We start from the raw sequence: 16727 nt of genomic DNA on the forward strand, positions 1-16727 counted from the left end.
TCGGCCGCCGCCCGCCGTCCGCCCCGAGGGCGAGCACGCCGTCCCCCTCGCGGTGGAGGGCGCTCAACCGCCCGGGCGCACGACGCCCTGCTCGTACGCGAACACCACCGCCTGCACCCGGTCGCGCAGGCCCAGCTTGGCGAGCACCCGGCTGACGTGCGTCTTCACCGTCGCCTCGCCCAGGTGCAGCTCGGCGGCGATCTCGGCGTTGCTGGCGCCGCCCGCGACCAGGACCAGGACCTCCCGCTCGCGGGGCGTGAGGTCCCGCAGCGCCTCCTCGGGGGTGGTGCCCGGGCCGCCGCCCGTGGCGGGATCGCCGGGGCGGGCGAAGGTGGCGATGACCCGCCGGGTGAGTTCGGGGGCGAGCAGGCCGTCGCCGCGGGCCAGCACCCGGATGGCCTCGATCAGGGACTCCGGGGTGCCGTTCTTGAGCAGGAAGCCGCTGGCCCCGGCGCGCAGCGCGGCGAACAGGTAGTCGTCGCGGTCGAACGTGGTGAGGATCAGCACGGCCGGCCCGCCCGGCCCGTCCCGCTCGGCGGTGATCCGCCGGGTGGCCTCCAGCCCGTCCGTACCGGGCATCTCCACGTCCATCAGCACCACGTCGGGGCGCAGCGCCCGGGCCATGCTGGCGGCTCGTTCCCCGTCGGCGGCCTCCCCGACGACCTCGATGTCGTCCTCCACCTCGAGGATGACCCGGAAGCCGGCGCGGACGAGGTGCTGGTCGTCGGCGAGCAGCACCCGGATCGGCCGGCCGGCCCCGGGCGCCTCGTGCCCGGCGCTCACGCCGGCCGCCCCGCCGGCAGCGGGAACCGGGCCCGCACCCGCCAGCCGCCACCAGCCCGCGGGCCCACCTCCAGCGCGCCGTCGTGGGTGGCGACCCGCTCCCGCATGCCGACCAGACCGAGCCCGTCGGTGTTCGGTGGGCGGGTGGCCCGTCCGTCATCGGTCACTTCGACCTCCATGTCGTGGGCCAGGTAGCGGATCCGCACGTCGAGCGCGGTCGCGCCGTCGGCGTGCCTGAGCGTGTTCGTCACGGCCTCCTGGACCACCCGGTACGCGGCCTGCGAGACCGAGTCCGGCAGCGGCGTCGGGTCCCCGTACACCCCCAGGGTGGCCCGCAGGCCCGCGTTGCGGGCCCGGTCGAGCACGGCCGTGATCTGGTCGACGCCGGCCGGGTCGGGCTGGTCCGCGCGGTCCGGCCCGCCGGCGGGGGCGCGCAGCAGGCCGAGCATCCGGCGCAGCTCGTCGACGGCGCTGCGGGCGGTCTCCTCGATCGCGCTCAGCGCCGCGCGGGCCTTGACCGGGTCCTTGTCGAGGACGCGGCGGGCCGCCGACGCCTGCACCCCCATCACCGACACGTGGTGGGCGACCACGTCGTGCAGCTCGCGGGCGATGCGGACCCGCTCGCCCACCACCGCGTGCTCGCGGACCTCGGCCTGCGAGCGGCGCAGCTCCTCGGCCTGGGCGGACAGTTCGTGCTGGCGGCGCACCGCCAGCCACGCGGTCTCCCCGAAGAAGTACGCGAAACCGAAGTACAGGATGTTGACCAGCACACCGTTGACCATCGCGGCGAGCGTGGGATGCACCGGCCCGACCGCGTGGGCGAACGCCTCGGCCGGGATGCTGGCGTAGGTGATCACGTAGTAGACCCCGAGCCACAGGAACATGACGGCGATGACGCCGAGGCGCAGCCGCCGGGACAGCCGCCGGTCCCGGCCCCACGCGCCCAGCGTGTACAGGGCGGCGAAGAGCGCCCACGAGGAGAGCTGGGTCTCGGGGGCGGAGCGGGTCTGGGCGGCGACGAACGCCACCGACACCACAAGCGTGACGGTGGCGGGGTGCCGGCGTCGCCACATCAGCGGCAGGGTCACCGCGACGGTCCAGAAGACCTGCTCCGGCCCGGACGGCGGCGGCCCGAGCAGGAACGCCCCGGTGCTGCGGGCCAGCGTCAGGCTGAACAGCGCCAGGGCGGTCGCGGCCAGCCCGGTGTAGACGTCGAGCTGGCGTTGCCGGCCGGTGGGCCCCGGCCGCCGCCAGTCGTCGTCCGTCGCGATGTTCACCCTGGTGAGGATGTCATCCCGCCGGTCGGCGCCGGTCGGGAGCCCGGCCCGGAGGGGGCGGCCCGGCCCGCCGGCGGGTGCGGGTGCCGGGCGTGCTCGCGTGCGTCCGGTCGAGCAGCCGGTCGATCCGCCCGCGCGCGGCGGCGGCCTCGGCCGGCCGGGCCCAGCCGACGAAGCGGGCGAACAGCTCCGCCGGGTCCGGCGGGCGGGGGCGCAGCCGCAGCCAGTCGGCGGCGGCCTCGTGCAGCAGCACGCAGAGGTAGACCGACAGCCCGACCGGGTCGTGCGCGTACTCGACGCGCAGCGCCAGCTTCGCCGGCTGGCAGGGCCAGGGGGCCGCGCAGATCCGGCAGCGCCAGGCCGGCCGCGCGGCGACGTGCCGCCGCACCCGCGGGGGTACGGAATCCGAATGTGTGCCCATCTCGATCTCCTCCGTCGCGCCTGTTCACACTCTGCTGCCCGGCCGACTACCGTCGGAAGGCGTCGGCGGGCCACCGGCCGGCGGTGGGGTCGGGGCGGTGCGGGTGGCGGGCGGTGGCGGCGACCGGCCGGGCTGTGGTGGAGGTGTGATGGGTGAGCTGTCGACGCTGGAGTTCCTCGGCGGCGAGCTGCGCCGGGCGCGGCGGGACCGGGGGCTGAGCCAGGAGGAGCTGTCCCAGCGGATCAACTACTCGTCGTCGCTGGTCGGGATGGTGGAGATCGGCCGCCGCACCCCGTCGCAGGACTTCGTCGGCCGGGTCGACGCCGCGCTGGAGTCCGGCGGTTTCTTCGAGCGGCTGCTGACCCTCGTCCGGGCCGAGGCCGCGCCGCCCTGGCTCCGGGAGTGGATCTCGGTGGAGGCGGAGGCGACGCTGATCCGCTGGTTCGAGCCGTCCCTGATCCCCGGCCTGCTCCAGACCGAGGCGTACGCGCGGGCGGTGCTCGCGGGCGGCGGCATGCTGCGCGAGACGGAGATCGAGCAGCGGGTGACCTCGCGGCTGGCGCGGCAGGCGGTGCTGACCCGGGAGAGCCCGCCCGAGGTGGTCTTCGTCGTCGACGAGCTGGTGCTGCGCCGGCAGCTCGGCGACCGGCGGGTGATGGCCGGGCAGTTCGCCCACCTGCTCGCGGTCACCGCGTCGCCGCACGTCGACCTGCACGTGGTGCCCGCCGACGCCGGCATGCACGCCGGGCTGGCCGGCGCGTTCATCCTGGCCCGCACCCCGGAGGGCGGGGAGGTGGCGCACGTGGACACCCCGCTGCGCGCGCACGTGAGCGACCGCTCGGAAGACGTTGATAGCCTTCAACGCAGGTGGGAGAACCTGCGGGGCGAGGCACTGCCCCGCCGGGCGTCCCGGGAGCTCGTCGCGGAGGTGGCGGAGTCATGGAACTGACCGGCGCGGTGTGGCGCAAGTCCACCCGCAGCGACAATGGTGGGTCCACCTGCGTGGAGGTGGCGACCAACCTGGCCGACGTGGTGGGCGTACGCGACAGCAAGGATCGTGGGGGAGCGGTGCTGGCCTTCGGCCCCGCGGCCTGGAACGGCTTCCTCGCCGCGGCCACCGCCGGGGCGCTGCGCCCCGGCGGCTAGCCGGCGGCCACGACCGGCGCGCCGCGCCCCTGAGCCGTGCGACGGCCCGGCACGCGGTGGCGTGCCGGGCCGTCGGTGCAGGTCAGGCGCTGTGGCGGCGGGTCTTCACGGCGCTCTCGATGATGTCCCAGAGCGTCACCAGCGCGGTGCCGACGACCACGACAGTCGTGATGGACTTCAGGTTGTCGCCCTCGCCGAGCCACTCGAAGCGGGCCACGAAGTCCGGGTTGAGCAGCCGGTCGGTCGACATCAGCCAGACGACCGGCACCGCGAAGGCCAGGTCGAGCAGCGCGTTCACCGCGACCAGCGGCCAGGTCCAGCGCCCGGCCCGGTACTTGGCGATCTCCAGGCCGATCGTGGCCACCAGGACCGCGATCAGGAACGGCAGCCAGAAGCTCCACAGCGCCGGGTCGAGGATCGGCAGGTTGCCGTCACCGTCGGCCGGCACGAACGACCGGTAGTGCTGGAACGGCAGGTAGATGGCGAAGAGCGCCAGGAAGGCGATCGAGGCGGTGACGTCGGACAGGGTGATCTGCCGGTCGACGGGGCCCTCGGGAAGCTGGTCGACGCTCCACCCGGGCAGGCCCAGGGGGGTGTTGGTGCGTTCCAGGATCGCGAAGACGAGGGTGACCCAGAAGCCGATCTGGACCGCCACCTGGATGGCGGCGCTGATGCCCTGGCCGATCCCCGCGCCGACGGTGCCGCCGTCGGCCGCGGCGACCAGACCGACCAGCGTGCCGACGGTCGCCGGCACGAAGCTGAGCAGCAGCTTCAGCAGCCGCTCCCAGGCCAGGTAGTAGGTCGGGCCGATGAGCTGCAACCGGCGGTCGGCGTAGCGGGCGGCGAGCTGTGCCGGGTCGCCCAGCTCGGTGAGCACCTCCCGCTCGGCGGTGCCGGCGTCCTGCCCGCCGGCCGTGCGGCCCTCGACCATGTCCTCGATCGAGGCGCGCAGCTCGGTGTCGATCCCCTCGCGGCGGGCGACCGGCACCGAGCGCAGGGTGGCGGCGAGGTATCGGTCGGTCAGGGTGGTCATCGGTCGGCTCCTTCGATCAGCCCGGTCAGGGAGGTCTGTACTGCGGCGAGGTCGGTGAGGAGCCGGCTCAGCACTGACTCGCCCTCCTCGCTGGTCCGGTAGAACTTGCGCGGCCGGCTTTCCTCGGTGTTCCACTCGCTGGTCAGCAGCCCCTGCTCCTCCAGCCGCCGAAGCAGCGGGTAGAGCGTGTTGGCGTCGACCGGAAAGCCGTGCTCGGAGAGGCGTTGCAGCAGCGCGTAGCCGTAGCCGGGGCGGCGTAGCGCGACGAGACTCGCCACCACCACGGTGCCCCGGCGCAACTCCTGGAGGTGTGTTCGCAGGATCTCGTCGCTAACCATGGGTCACACGATACTGTGCGCCACACACCATTGTCCATCCCCATAACAACGTGGCCGCCGACAACATTGTCGAGCGCCTGACCGGGCGGTCTCTGCTGGCGGTCCGGCCTGGTGGGGCCGGGCCGCTCGGAGCCGGTCTGGGCTGGGCCGGCCTGGGCTGGGCCGGCTCGAGATCTTGGCGCGGAACGGCCCCTGGAGGGGCCACTGCGCACCAAGATCTCCTCACCGGGTGTCGTCTCTCAGCAGGACGGGCCCTGCCGGAAGCCGAGTTCGACGAAGGACGCCGGCCCGACCTGGAGGTAGCCGGCCCCGGGCCGGATCGGGTGGCCGGTGAACAGCTCCACCCGGTCGCCGACGCGCACGAGGTACGCCGAGGCGTCACCCGCGTCGTTGCTGATCAGCGAGCCCCGCGGGCCGTAGATCTCCTCCAACCGCGCGAAGGACATGCCCACGGTCGCGCCGGCGGGCGTACGGGGCGGCGCGGTGGCGGTGCCCACCTCCACCAGCCGACCGTCGCGGAAGGCCAGCAGGACCGTGCCCGCCCAGGCCCCGGTGACGCCGGTGCGGACCACGCCGTCGCAGTCGGGGGCGACCCAGTCGATCAGGCCGGCCGCCGACAGCCGCGCCAGGCTGGTGCCGATCCGGAACGGCCCGGCGCCCCGGACGCTGATGACTTCGACCTCGGCGGCGGGCCGGGGGACGGCGGCGGCGGCCGGGGCCGCCACAGTGATCGGCGCGAGCCCGGCCGTGAGCAGGGCGGCGACGAGACGGTACGAGAGACGGTGCACGTGGATCTCCTCCTCGGGGAGTACGACGTTTCCTGTCCTCTTGGTCTCCGCGCCGACCCGATCGGTTCGTCGGGTTCCCGACGCACGCCCGACCGGCCCGGCTCGGCGGCGGCGGCGTCGAGGGCTGCGGTGGATCCGGCGGGCCGTCTACTGTCGAGGCGCGACGCCGGGGTCGGGGGTGGTGCGGTGTGACCAGTCCGGAGCGGATCGGGCCCTACCGGATCGAACGGCTGCTGGGCACAGGGTCGTTCGCCACGGTCTGGCTGGGCCACGACCCGCTGCTCGACTCCCGGGTGGCGATCAAGGTGCTGGCCGAGAACTGGCACCACGACCTGCGGGTGCGGGAGCGGTTCCTCGACGAGGCCCGCCTGCTGCGCCGGCTCGACGACGAGCGGCTGATCCGCGTACACGCCGCCGGCGAGTTGGCCGACGGGCGCCCGTACTCGGTCATGGCCTGGGCCGACGGCGGCAGCCTGCGCGAGCGCCTGGCGGGTGGCCCGCTGCCCGTGCCCGAGGCCCTGGACCTGCTGGCCGAGATCGCCTCGGGCGTCGCCGTCCTGCACCGCCACGGCGTGGTGCACCGCGACCTGACCCCCGGCAACGTCCTGTTCCGCACCGGCCCGGCCGGCGAGCGGGTGCTGATCGCCGACCTCGGGCTGGCCAAGTCGCTCGCCGCCGCCTCCGGCCTCACCGCCCGGGCCGGCACCCCCGGCTACATGGCCCCGGAACAGGACGACCCGCTCGCCGTCGTCGACCCCCGCGCCGACGTGTACGGCCTGGGCCGGCTCGGCCTGCGGCTGGTCGGCGCGTGGCAGGCCGGCGGCGCGGCGCAGGGAAGCGCGACCGGTCGTGCCGGGCCCGGTCGCGCCGGGACTGACGCGGTCGGGGCCGACGCGGTCGGGCCGCGACGGGAGGTGCCGCCGGAGGTGGACGCGGTCCTGCGCCGGGCCACCGCGCGCCGGCCCGCCGACCGCTACCCGGACGCCGACGCCTTCCACGCGGCGCTGCGGCGTGCCGTGGCCCCGGCCGACGGGCCCGCCCCCGCGCCGCCCGGCCGGCAGCCGTCGCCCGGCTCGCCCGGTCGGCCATCGTCACCGTCACCGCTGCGGGGTGCCGCGGCGCCGGCCGCCGCCGCGGCGCGGCTGAGGGTCGGGCGCGGGGGTGCAGCCGGCCGGCGGCGGCTCGGCGTGCTGGCGCTGGGTGCGCTGGCCCTCGTCGCGCTCGGCGCCACGGCCGGGGACGGCCCGCAGGCCCGGCGGGACGCCGGGACCTGGACGAGCGGGCCGTTGACGGTGCGGCTGCCGCCCGGATGGCGGGCCGCCGGCAGCGGCTGGGCCGGCCGGTACGGCCCCGACGGCCGGCTGGAGCCGGCCCTGGTGATGTCGCCGGACCCGCGCCGGTGGGCGGCCGACCCGACCCTGCCGGGCGCGTTCGTCGGGCTGTCGGCCACCATCGCCGCCCGCACCGGCCCGGTCGGGTTCGTCGCCGAGCGCCCGCACGCCGAGTGCGCCGCCGCGCCGGTACGCCGCACCCGGCAGGCCGGCGTGGACTGGGTGGTGGCCCGGTTCACCTGCGAGCGGGGCCGGCCGGAGATCGTCGAGGCCGCCGGGCTCGCACCCGGGCGGGCCGGCCTGATCTACGCGCAGGTCACACCCCCGGCCGACGGCGGAGCCGACTTCGTCGACGTCCTGCTGGCCGGGGTGCGGGTGGGCTAGCTTCTGGCCGTGATCGTGATCGCGGTGGTCGGGGGCGGCGGGTAGTCGGTCGAGGTTTCGACCAGGTCGAGGATGGCCGGGAAGCGGGCCGCGAGTTCGTCGTATCCCGTGGCGGTTTCTCGCCCGGGTCTGCGCCGGTTGAGCCTGTCATCGCCGTCCGTGCCGCTACGGCGGGGCCGGAAAAGAAAGATACCGGCCCCGCCGAACATTGTGAGTACATTCCGCGCTCACTTTCGATGGCCGTATTGACTCCTTCATGGCGCCCATCAATAGTCCAGGCGAGCGAACTCGACACAAGGAGGATCCGCGTGCGACGAGCACAACCCGCAACGACACGACCTCGCTGGCGCCGGCGGGCCGCAACGGCGGTGGCTTCGGCCGTTGTCCTGATCGGTAGCCAGTTGGCGTTCCCGGCAGGCCCGGCCGCCGCCGTTGACTACGGCGTGATCAACAACAACCCGGCGTTCATCCAGTTCTACGCCAACAATGTGGAGAACCTGCCAAGGGCGGACGACAAATGCCATGGTGACTGGCTCGACCTGGTCATGTATATGAAGACCTACTCGCTGAGCCCCGACATCTACCTGGTACAGCAGATCAGCGGCCAGGAACAGATCGACAATCTGGCCGCACGGATGGAGAAGGAACTGAAGGGGAGCTTCCGCGGCATCGCCGCCGTCGCCAACCCCACCGTTGACCCTGTGGCCTGCGGCGCGCCGAAGGCGAAGCAGACGACCGGCATCATCTACCGGCCCGGCCGGTTCACGGTGGTCAACCAGACCCGCTGGCGCGCCAACTACTGGAACGGCACCAAGTGCGTCAACGAGACGAAGGACCGCTCGGCGGCCCTCGGCATCCGGTTCTACGACACGATCGCCAAGAAGCATGTCAGCGTCTCCACCGTGCACTTCCCGACGATGACGACGGGCGACAAGTGCATCGACCACAACATCACCGAGTCGGGTGCCGAGACCGCCACGCTGGGAGCCACCAACCTCAGTGTCTGGGGCGGCGACCTGAACAACCACGACCAGAGCGCCGGCAAGGTCTTCACTCCCTGGTACAACAAGGTCAACGGTGACCGCGGCGGAGCCCTGGGCTGGCGCGACGCAATCTACGACGCCTGCCGCAGGGCGAACCCCGCCGACATCACCAACTGCACCTACGACCGCAACTGGACCATCGCGGGCGAGAACCGACTTCGGCGGATCGATTTCCTGTTCGCCAAGCTGCCCGGCGGCGCCCTGCCCCGGACCGACGCCGGGCGGACCATCACTTTCGACGAGGGCGACGCCGCCGACAAAGCGGTCACCACGACAGATCGCGAGGACCGGGACTACTCCGACCACCGCGCGATCCGGAGCAGGATCTACTACACCGCCGGCTGACCCGGATCGCCCCCTCCCATAGCGGCCCCAAGGCCGGGTAGCACGTGCTTGGGCTTGCGGCCCGCCCTTCAGCAACGGATCTGCGGCCCGGTCGAGCAGTAGTCGACCGGGCCGCAGATGCGTACCTCCCGCCGCGCCGGGCAGGGTCGCGCTGCTGCGTGCTGAGCGGGTGGGTCCGCCGTGGCGGGACCCGCCCGAACGGTACGGTCCCGAAGACCCTCCCCGGGGCGTTCAGCGGGTGGACGGCCGACCGGAAGCGGCTAGGACGACGCGACGGCCGACCACCAAAGGCGGTATCTCACCCGTATGCCCCGCGCCGCCACTCAGGGCAGGGACTCGTCAGCCGGTCGGGGAGGCGGACGCGCTCGGCCCGGGCGGATCACCCGCCGGGGCGCAGACCTTCCAGGCGCCGTTCTCCTTGCGGAAGTGCAGGGTGACGTCCGGCTGCGACGGGCGGGTGACGGTGGCGCTCGCGGTGCCGCCGTCGACGCGGATGTCGGCCACCGTCACCGGCCTGGGTGACGGCACCTCGGCGGGCGGCGCCTGGGACGGGTCGAAGTCGTCGTCCGCCATGAGTTCCTCGGCCTCCTCGGCGCAGAGCAGGTTGAGGATGCCCGGCTGGTCGTCGCTGTCCACGGCGACGGCGAAGTCCTCGACCAGCTTGCGGATCCGGGTCTCGTCGGTGGCGGCGGACGGGCCCAAGACGCCGGTGACCCGTCCCACCGCGTAGAGGCCGACGCCGCAGACGGTGAGGATCAGCAGGCCGGCGGCCACCGCCCCGATGATCCAGATCCTCCGGGGCCGGCGACCGGCGGCGGAAGCGGGGGCGATCGCGCCCTGGGGCGCTCCGAAGACCGGCGCACCGACAATCAGCGGTGGCGGTGGCGGTGGCGGTGGCGGTGGCGGTGGTGCCGGTGACGGCGGTGGCGGCTGGCTCAGGGGCGACGGCTGACCGGGTGGCTGTGCGCCCGGGGCGGAGCCGGGGCGCGGCGGCTGGCCCGGTGCCGGCATCGGCCGGTCTGGCTCTTCTGACAACGTGCGACCCCCCTTGGCGCAAGGCCGATCAGGCAGGCGCCGCGACTCAGCGGCGATCGAGTGACATCCGGTGCTCGGCGTCGCTCCTCAATGTAGTGGCAAGCCTCTATATTCGAATACGCATGGTCACGCATCTACCACAGAGGGTTCGAGCTGATGGTCGGAAGAGGGTGCGAGCTGATGGTCAGAGCGACACCGAGACGTCGATGGGCGCAACTGCTCGTCCTCGTCCTCACCGGCGTGTTCCTGGCGGTGCCCGGCACCGCCGCGCACGCGAGCGGGGTCAACCTGTGCGCCGAGCAGGTCGCCACCGCGCTGGCGGTCCAGGCGAGGATCAAGGCCCACAACGCGCGGCCGCACACGTTCATCCTGCCGCGCCAGCAGCTCGCCTACAACGCCTACAACCTCGAGGCCCAGCAGCTGAACGCCGCGCAGGCCCAGGCGAAGTCCCGGCTCAACGCCTGCCTGGAGGCCATGCGGACGCTCGAGGACACGCGGGCCGGCTCGCCCGCGCTGACCCCGCCCCGGGCCGCGGACCTGAAGGACATCAAGGACGCCGCCGCCCGGGTGCCGGCGGGCTGGCGCCCGCCACCTCCACCGGCGCGCGGCAAGCCCTGGCGCGTCGACCGCAACTCACCCGTCCGCCCGCTCTACGACGTGCTGCGCGAACTCAGTCCGCCGACGTTCCGCAACGTCCCCCTGCGCGGTGATCCCCGGCCCGGGATCGGCTCGCGGGACCTCGCGTACCCGGCCTCGACCGGATACACCGTCGGCAGGAACGCCGGGGGCCTGTCGGCGGTCTCACCCGACCACATCATCCCGCTGGCCCAGATCATCCACCTGCCCGGTTTCCTGCGGCTGAGTCCGCAGAACATGTACCAGGTGGTCAACGCGCGGGTGAACCTGCAATGGCTGTCGTACAAGTCCAACTGGTCGAAGTCCTCCCGCAGCGTCGCGGGCATGAGCAGTGCGGACCCGGCATGGCGGACGACCCAGATGCAACTCGAGGACGATGTGGTCAAGGTGTTGCAGGATACGATCAACAAGCTGCTTCGCAGCCAGGCTTGAGGGGGCACGTGGTGTCGCAGCCGGACCTCGCCGCCATCGCGGAGACCGTGCCGGGCGTGCGGTTGACGCCCGTCGAGGCGGCCCCGACCGGGCCGCGGCAACTGCCACCGCAGTGGCAGCCGATCGCCGCGGCGGCCGATGCCGGGGCCCGCCTCGCGCTGGCTCTCGACCTGTGGAACCCGGCGCTGCTTGACGCCCTGCCCCGGTTCGCGGCGGGGTTGCGGAGCCGCTTCGTCGACGCCCGGCCGTGCCTCGCCGACGGCGAGCCCGCGCTGCTCTATCTGGCCCGGCACCCCGACGGCCACCTGCTGTCCTGGCTGGGGCGCGACCCGGCGGGGTTCGTGCAGCCGCAGTTCTGGCAGCACTTCCCCGAGCCGCTGCGGGTCTTCCTGCGGGAGGTCCACGCCGGCTTCACCTCCGGTGGGCACACCGCGTTCGGGCCGGTGCACCCGCGGCACATGCAGACCATCGCCGAGCAGGCCGGCGAGCCCGACGGCCTCGCCGACTGGGACGAGGAGCAGGACATCGCCTCGACGCGGCTGCTGCTGGTCGCGTCCAACGGCGGCATGGTCAACTACTGCGTGTCCCCGGAGTTGGGCGCCGACGAGCTGGCCATCGTGTTCGAGGGCGACATCGACCCGACCCCGTACGGCGAGGCGCTGGACAGGCTGCTCATCCGACGGCTCGAACGCTAGCGCGTACGCCGGGACCGCCGGCCCACGTGCGCGGGCCTACCGGACCACCACCGTGACGGTGTGCGTCGTGCCGCCCTGCGGGATCAGCACGGCCACCGTGCCGGGACGGACGAACCGGATGTCCACCACCCCGGCCTCGTAGGTGCGCGAGACCAGCTCCTCGCGGTCCACGCCCACCTCGCCCGGGCCGATTCCGATGATCCGCAACACCCCGCCGGTGGCGAAGCAGAGCGAGCGCAGCAACGCCAGTTCGGTCTCGGCCAGCACCACGTCGTGGCGCACCGCCCCGTGGCAGGTGCTGGGCGGCCCGCTCGGCGACCGGGTCGCTGGCGGCGTACGCCCGGCGGTGGTCGTCGGCGCCCCGGCCGGCGGGGGGCGTCGGGCCGGCGGCACGACCGCCGACGGGCCGGGCGTGCTCGGGCGCGCGGGCGGTGCGGAGGCGGGCGGTGCGGAGGCGGGCGGCGGGCCGGGGGAGCGGGAGGCCGCCGCCGGCGGCTGTACGGGCAGGGGCGCGACGGACGTCTCCCCGCCCGCGCACGCCGCGAGCGGCAGGGCCACGCTCACGGCGACCGCCGCGACGGCGGCGAGCCGTGCGGTGCCCGCCCGAGCGGCGGCGGATCCGGGGGCGGGGAGCGGCGCGTGCGGGGCCGGGCCCGGCCGGAGCCCGGCGGGCGGAGCACGGCGGGTTGCCGGCCGGGCCGCCACCGTCACCGCCGCCTCTCGTCGGCGGGATCGCCGGACAGCCGCAGCCGCAACTGCCGGCGGGCCTCGTGGATGCGGGACTTGACGGTCCCCTCCGGCAGGCCGAGCAGGGCGGCGATCTCCCGGTAGCTCAGGCCCAGGACGTCGCGCAGGGTGACCGCCTCGGCGAGTTCGGGGCGGACCGCGTCGAGCGCGTCGAGCAGGTCCAGCCGGGTGCCGGCGACCACGCTGGTCCGGCGCGGGTCCACCGGCTCCGGCAGCGGCACGCCCCCGGCCTCCACCCGCCAGCGCCGGCGCAGCACCCGGTAGGTGGAGCGCGCCCGGTTGGCCGTCAGCCGGTACAGCCAGGTGTGCAACGACGAGCGGCCCTCGAATCGGCCGATGCCCCGGGCCAGCGCGAGCAGCGCGTCCTGGCACGCCTCCTCGGCGTCCTCCCGGTGCGGCAGCAGGCGGGCACAGAGGCGCAGCACCTCCGGGCGGACCGCGACGAGCAGCGCGTCGAGCGCCGCCGCGTCGCCGCGCGCCGCCGACTCGGCCAACTCCTCGACACCGTCCGGGAGGGGCATCAGGGTCGTCCCATGCTCGCCGGATACCGTGCGACCAGGTTACGGCCGGCGCCGCCGGGCGGGCCGCCGCGAGTCCGGTAACCGACCGGCACCGTCGTCGCCGGGGGTCGCCGGGGAGACCCACAACACCCCCGCCGGTGCCGCCCCGCGCGCCGTCTTCAGCCGGCTCCGGCGGCGGCGATAGGGTGGGCCGACCGACCTCGACCATCCCATGATCCGACCCGGGGGGCGCCAGCATGGGCGATTCGTTCGCGCATCTGCACGTGCACACGGAATACTCGATGCTCGACGGGGCGGCCCGGCTGAAGGACCTCTTCGCCGAGGTCAAGCGGCAGGGCATGCCGGCGGTGGCGATGACCGACCACGGCAACATGCACGGCGCGAACGACTTCTACAAGCAGGCGATGGCCGCCGGCGTCACCCCGATCCTCGGCATCGAGGCGTACGTGGCGCCCGAGTCGCGGTTCCACAAGAAGCGGGTGCGCTGGGGCCGGCCGGAGCAGAAGAGCGACGACGTCTCCGGCAGCGGCGGCTACACCCACATGACCATCTGGGCGAAGAACAAGACAGGCCTGAAGAACCTCTTCGCGCTCACCAGCCGGTCGTACACCGAGGGCTTCTTCGTCAAGTGGCCGCGGATGGACGCGGAGCTGCTCGCCGCCAGCGCCGACGGGTTGATGGCCACCACCGGCTGCCCCTCCGGCGAGGTGCAGACCCGCCTGCGCCTGGGCCAGTACGACGAGGCGCTCAAGGCCGCGGCGCGATACCAGGAGATCTTCGGCAAGGAGAACTACTTCCTGGAGATCATGGACCACGGCATCAGCATCGAGAGCCGGGTCCGCCAGGAGCTGCACGACATCTCCCGCAAGCTGGACATCCCGCCGGTGGTCACCAACGACTCGCACTACACCCACGAGGCCCAGGCCGAGGCGCACGACGTGCTGCTCTGCGTGCAGACGGCGGCGAACGTGGCCGACCCCAACCGGTTCCGGTTCGACGGCAGCGGCTACTACATCAAGTCCGCCGACGAGATGCGCGCCATCGACAACTCCGACCTCTGGCTGGAGGGCTGCCGCAACACCCTGCTGGTGGCCGAGAAGGTCGACCCCGCCGGGATGTTCGAGTTCCACAACCTGATGCCGCGCTTCCCCGTCCCGGACGGCGAGACCGAGGGGTCCTGGTTCCGCAAGGAGACGTTCGCCGGGCTGGACCGCCGCTACCCCGGCGGGATCCCCGACACGCACGTCAGGCAGGCCGAGTACGAGCTGGGCGTCATCACCCAGATGGGTTTCCCGTCGTACTTCCTCGTGGTCGCCGACTTCATCCAGTGGGCGAAGAACCAGGGCATCTCCGTGGGGCCCGGCCGTGGCTCGGCCGCCGGCTCCCTGGTCGCGTACGCGCTGGGCATCACCGACCTCGACCCCATCCAGCACGGCCTGATCTTCGAGCGGTTCCTCAACCCCGAGCGCGTCTCGATGCCGGACGTCGACATCGACTTCGACGAGCGCCGCCGCGGCGAGGTGATCAAGTACGTCACCGACAAGTGGGGCGAGGACAAGGTCGCTCAGATCGCCACCTTCGGTACGATCAAGGCGAAGGCCGCCATCAAGGACTCGGCCCGGGTGCTCGGCTACCCGTACGCGGTCGGCGACCGGATCACCAAGGCGATGCCCCCGGCCGTGATGGGCAAGGACATCCCCCTGGAGGGGATCTTCGATCCCAAGCACCCCCGGTACGCCGAGGCCGGCGAGCTGCGGGGCATGTACGAGGCCGAGTCGGACGTCAAGAAGGTCATCGACACGGCCCGGGGCATCGAGGGGCTGATCCGGCAGACCGGTGTGCACGCCGCCGGCGTCATCATGTCCGCCGAGCCGATCATCGACCACATCCCGCTGATGCGCCGGGACTCCGACGGGGTCATCATCACCCAGTTCGACTACCCGACGTGCGAGTCACTCGGGCTGTTGAAGATGGACTTCCTCGGCCTGCGCAACCTGACGATCATCGACGACGCGGTCAAGAACATCGAGCTCAACCACGGTCGCAAGCTCGACCTGCTGGCGCTGCCGCTGGACGACAAACCCGCGTACGAGCTGTTGGGTCGGGGCGACACCCTGGGCGTCTTCCAGCTCGACGGCGGGCCGATGCGCTCCCTGCTGCGGATGATGAAGCCGGACAACTTCGAGGACATCTCGGCCGTCCTCGCCCTGTACCGGCCCGGCCCGATGGGCGTGGATTCGCACACCAACTACGCGCTGCGCAAGAACGGCCTCCAGGAGATCACCCCGATCCATCCGGAGCTGGAGGAGCCGCTGCGGGAGATCCTCGCGCCCACCCACGGCCTGATCGTCTACCAGGAGCAGGTGCAGCGCGCCGCGCAGATCCTCGCCGGCTACACCCTCGGCCAGGCCGACCTGCTGCGCCGGGCGATGGGCAAGAAGAAGAAGGAGATCCTCGACAAGGAGTTCGTCCCGTTCCGGGACGGCTGCCGCGAGCGCGGCTACTCCGACGAGGCCATCCAGAAGGTCTGGGACGTGCTGGTCCCGTTCGCCGGGTACGCCTTCAACAAGGCGCACTCGGCCGCGTACGGGTTGGTGTCGTACTGGACCGCGTACCTGAAGGCGCACTACCCGGCCGAGTACATGGCGGCGCTGCTCACCTCCGTCGGCGACGACAAGGACAAGATGGCGCTCTACCTCGCGGAGTGCCGCCGGATGCGCATCCAGGTGCTGCCCCCGGACGTGAACACCTCCGCCGGGCCGTTCACCCCGGTCGGCAAGGAGATCCGGTTCGGCCTGGGCGCGGTACGCAACGTCGGCGCCAACGTCGTGGCCGCGATCATGCGTTGCCGGGACGAGAAGGGCGAGTACGCCGACTTCTACGACTTCCTGTCGAAGGTCGACGCGGTGGTCTGCAACAAGAAGACGATCGAATCGCTGATCAAGGCCGGGGCGTTCGACTCGCTCAAGCACTCCCGCAAGGCACTGCTCGTGGTGCACGCGGAGGCGATCGACGCGTACGCCGACGTCAAGCGCAAGGAGGCCGTCGGCCAGTACGACCTCTTCGGTGCCGGCTTCGGCGACTCCGACACCAACAGCACCACGGTCATGCCGGTGATCGGCGACGGCGAGTGGGACAAGCGCGACAAGCTCGCCTTCGAACGCGAGATGCTCGGCCTGTACGTCTCCGACCACCCGCTCTTCGGCCTGGAGCACGTCCTCGGCGCGGCGGCGGACACCACCATCGCCGCCCTGTCGGAGGAGGGCACCGTCCCGGACGGGGCCGTGGTCACTCTCGCCGGCATCCTCTCGGGGGTGCAGCGGCGGGTCACCAAGCAGGGCCGGGCCTGGGCGTCGGCCACCCTGGAGGACCTGGCCGGCGGCGTGGAGACCCTCTTCTTCCCCAACACGTACGAGGTGATCGGGCAGTACATCGCCGAGGACGCCATCGTCGTCGTCAAGGGCCGGGTGGACCGGCGCGACGACACGCCCCGGATCATGGCGATGGACATGTCCATGCCGGACGTCAGCAGCAGCCCGGGGAGCAAACCGGTCACCCTGACCATCCCGGTGCACAGGTGCACCGCGCCGCTGGTGGAGCGGCTCAAGGAGACCCTGGTGCTGCACCCGGGCGACACGGAGGTGCACGTCAAGCTGCTCAACGGCACCCGGAGCACCACCCTGCGGCTGGGGCCGTTCCGGGTGGCCGCGACCACCGCGCTGATGGGCGACCTGAAGAGCGTCCTCGGCCCCGCCAACGTCACCTGACCCCG

16 protein-coding genes are annotated in these 16727 nt (G+C 73.0%); 7 read left to right on the forward strand and 9 right to left on the reverse strand.

The annotated features are described in order from the left end of the window. Positions 1-63 precede the first annotated feature (63 nt). Genes ACQ452_RS10425 through ACQ452_RS10435 form a run of 3 tightly spaced genes read right to left on the reverse strand, consistent with a single transcriptional unit; the run spans position 64 to position 2481 of the window. Positions 64-783, reverse strand: a complete 720-nt coding sequence (locus ACQ452_RS10425; protein ID WP_433392648.1) for a response regulator — start codon at positions 781-783, stop codon at positions 64-66. Beyond that, the gene (locus ACQ452_RS10430; RefSeq protein WP_433392650.1) at positions 780-2060 is read right to left on the reverse strand and encodes a sensor histidine kinase; all 1281 of its coding nucleotides are present in this window, start codon (positions 2058-2060) and stop codon (positions 780-782) included. Before ACQ452_RS10430 ends, ACQ452_RS10425 begins: the two co-directional genes overlap by 4 nt. Before the next feature lie 13 nt (positions 2061-2073). Next, positions 2074-2481, reverse strand: a complete 408-nt coding sequence (locus tag ACQ452_RS10435; protein WP_433392652.1) for a hypothetical protein — start codon at positions 2479-2481, stop codon at positions 2074-2076. Positions 2482-2629: 148 nt separating this feature from the next. On the opposite strand from ACQ452_RS10435, the gene ACQ452_RS10440 reads away from it, so the two are divergent. Next, on the forward strand, positions 2630-3430 hold the full coding sequence (locus tag ACQ452_RS10440) for a helix-turn-helix domain-containing protein (protein ID WP_433392654.1): 801 nt from the start codon (positions 2630-2632) through the stop codon (positions 3428-3430). Beyond that, complete coding sequence (locus ACQ452_RS10445; protein WP_433392656.1) at positions 3421-3627, forward strand: DUF397 domain-containing protein; 207 nt, start codon at positions 3421-3423, stop codon at positions 3625-3627. Before ACQ452_RS10440 ends, ACQ452_RS10445 begins: the two co-directional genes overlap by 10 nt. A gap of 82 nt (positions 3628-3709) precedes the next feature. Here the strand turns inward: ACQ452_RS10445 and ACQ452_RS10450 are convergent, their stop codons facing one another. The 3 genes from ACQ452_RS10450 to ACQ452_RS10460 all read right to left on the reverse strand — a co-directional run bounded on the left by ACQ452_RS10450 (position 3710) and on the right by ACQ452_RS10460 (position 5786). Then, positions 3710-4660: a permease prefix domain 1-containing protein gene (locus ACQ452_RS10450; RefSeq protein WP_433392658.1), complete on the reverse strand. Its 951-nt coding sequence runs from the start codon at positions 4658-4660 to the stop codon at positions 3710-3712. Continuing rightward, complete coding sequence (locus ACQ452_RS10455) at positions 4657-4998, reverse strand: PadR family transcriptional regulator (protein WP_433392660.1); 342 nt, start codon at positions 4996-4998, stop codon at positions 4657-4659. Before ACQ452_RS10455 ends, ACQ452_RS10450 begins: the two co-directional genes overlap by 4 nt. A 239-nt stretch (positions 4999-5237) precedes the next feature. Further along, positions 5238-5786, reverse strand: a complete 549-nt coding sequence (locus tag ACQ452_RS10460) for a hypothetical protein (protein WP_433392662.1) — start codon at positions 5784-5786, stop codon at positions 5238-5240. Positions 5787-5974: 188 nt separating this feature from the next. On the opposite strand from ACQ452_RS10460, the gene ACQ452_RS10465 reads away from it, so the two are divergent. Beyond that, the gene (locus tag ACQ452_RS10465) at positions 5975-7501 is read left to right on the forward strand and encodes a serine/threonine-protein kinase (RefSeq protein ID WP_433392664.1); all 1527 of its coding nucleotides are present in this window, start codon (positions 5975-5977) and stop codon (positions 7499-7501) included. 308 nt (positions 7502-7809) lie between these two features. Then, positions 7810-8889 (forward strand): hypothetical protein, encoded by a 1080-nt coding sequence (locus ACQ452_RS10470; protein ID WP_433392666.1) that lies wholly within the window; start codon positions 7810-7812, stop codon positions 8887-8889. Between the two features lie 339 nt (positions 8890-9228). Here ACQ452_RS10470 and ACQ452_RS10475 read toward each other — a convergent pair whose 3' ends face one another. Beyond that, positions 9229-9663, reverse strand: a complete 435-nt coding sequence (locus ACQ452_RS10475) for an Rv0361 family membrane protein (RefSeq protein WP_433392667.1) — start codon at positions 9661-9663, stop codon at positions 9229-9231. Positions 9664-10104: 441 nt separating this feature from the next. Between ACQ452_RS10475 and ACQ452_RS10480 the strand changes: the two genes are divergently transcribed. Beyond that, the gene (locus ACQ452_RS10480; protein ID WP_433392669.1) at positions 10105-10992 is read left to right on the forward strand and encodes a hypothetical protein; all 888 of its coding nucleotides are present in this window, start codon (positions 10105-10107) and stop codon (positions 10990-10992) included. An 11-nt stretch (positions 10993-11003) separates the two neighbouring features. Next, a complete protein-coding gene (locus tag ACQ452_RS10485; RefSeq protein WP_433392671.1) occupies positions 11004-11687 on the forward strand; it encodes a hypothetical protein in 684 nt (227 codons plus the stop codon). 36 nt (positions 11688-11723) lie between these two features. On the opposite strand, the gene ACQ452_RS10490 is transcribed toward ACQ452_RS10485, so the two are convergent. Together ACQ452_RS10490 and ACQ452_RS10495 are read right to left on the reverse strand one after the other, a co-directional pair. Beyond that, positions 11724-12251 carry a hypothetical protein gene (locus ACQ452_RS10490; protein WP_433392673.1) on the reverse strand — a complete coding sequence of 176 codons (528 nt, stop codon included), beginning with the start codon at positions 12249-12251 and terminating at the stop codon, positions 11724-11726. Between the two features lie 143 nt (positions 12252-12394). Continuing rightward, positions 12395-12955, reverse strand: coding sequence for an RNA polymerase sigma factor (locus tag ACQ452_RS10495; RefSeq protein ID WP_433392675.1), 561 nt, complete (start codon positions 12953-12955; stop codon positions 12395-12397). Between the two features lie 236 nt (positions 12956-13191). Between ACQ452_RS10495 and dnaE the strand changes: the two genes are divergently transcribed. Then, the gene (dnaE, locus tag ACQ452_RS10500) at positions 13192-16722 is read left to right on the forward strand and encodes a DNA polymerase III subunit alpha (RefSeq protein ID WP_433392677.1); all 3531 of its coding nucleotides are present in this window, start codon (positions 13192-13194) and stop codon (positions 16720-16722) included. The last annotated feature ends 5 nt before the right edge of the window (positions 16723-16727 follow it).

It is taken from the genome of Micromonospora sp. KLBMP9576 (assembly GCF_050941805.1).
GTDB lineage: Bacteria > Actinomycetota > Actinomycetes > Mycobacteriales > Micromonosporaceae > Micromonospora.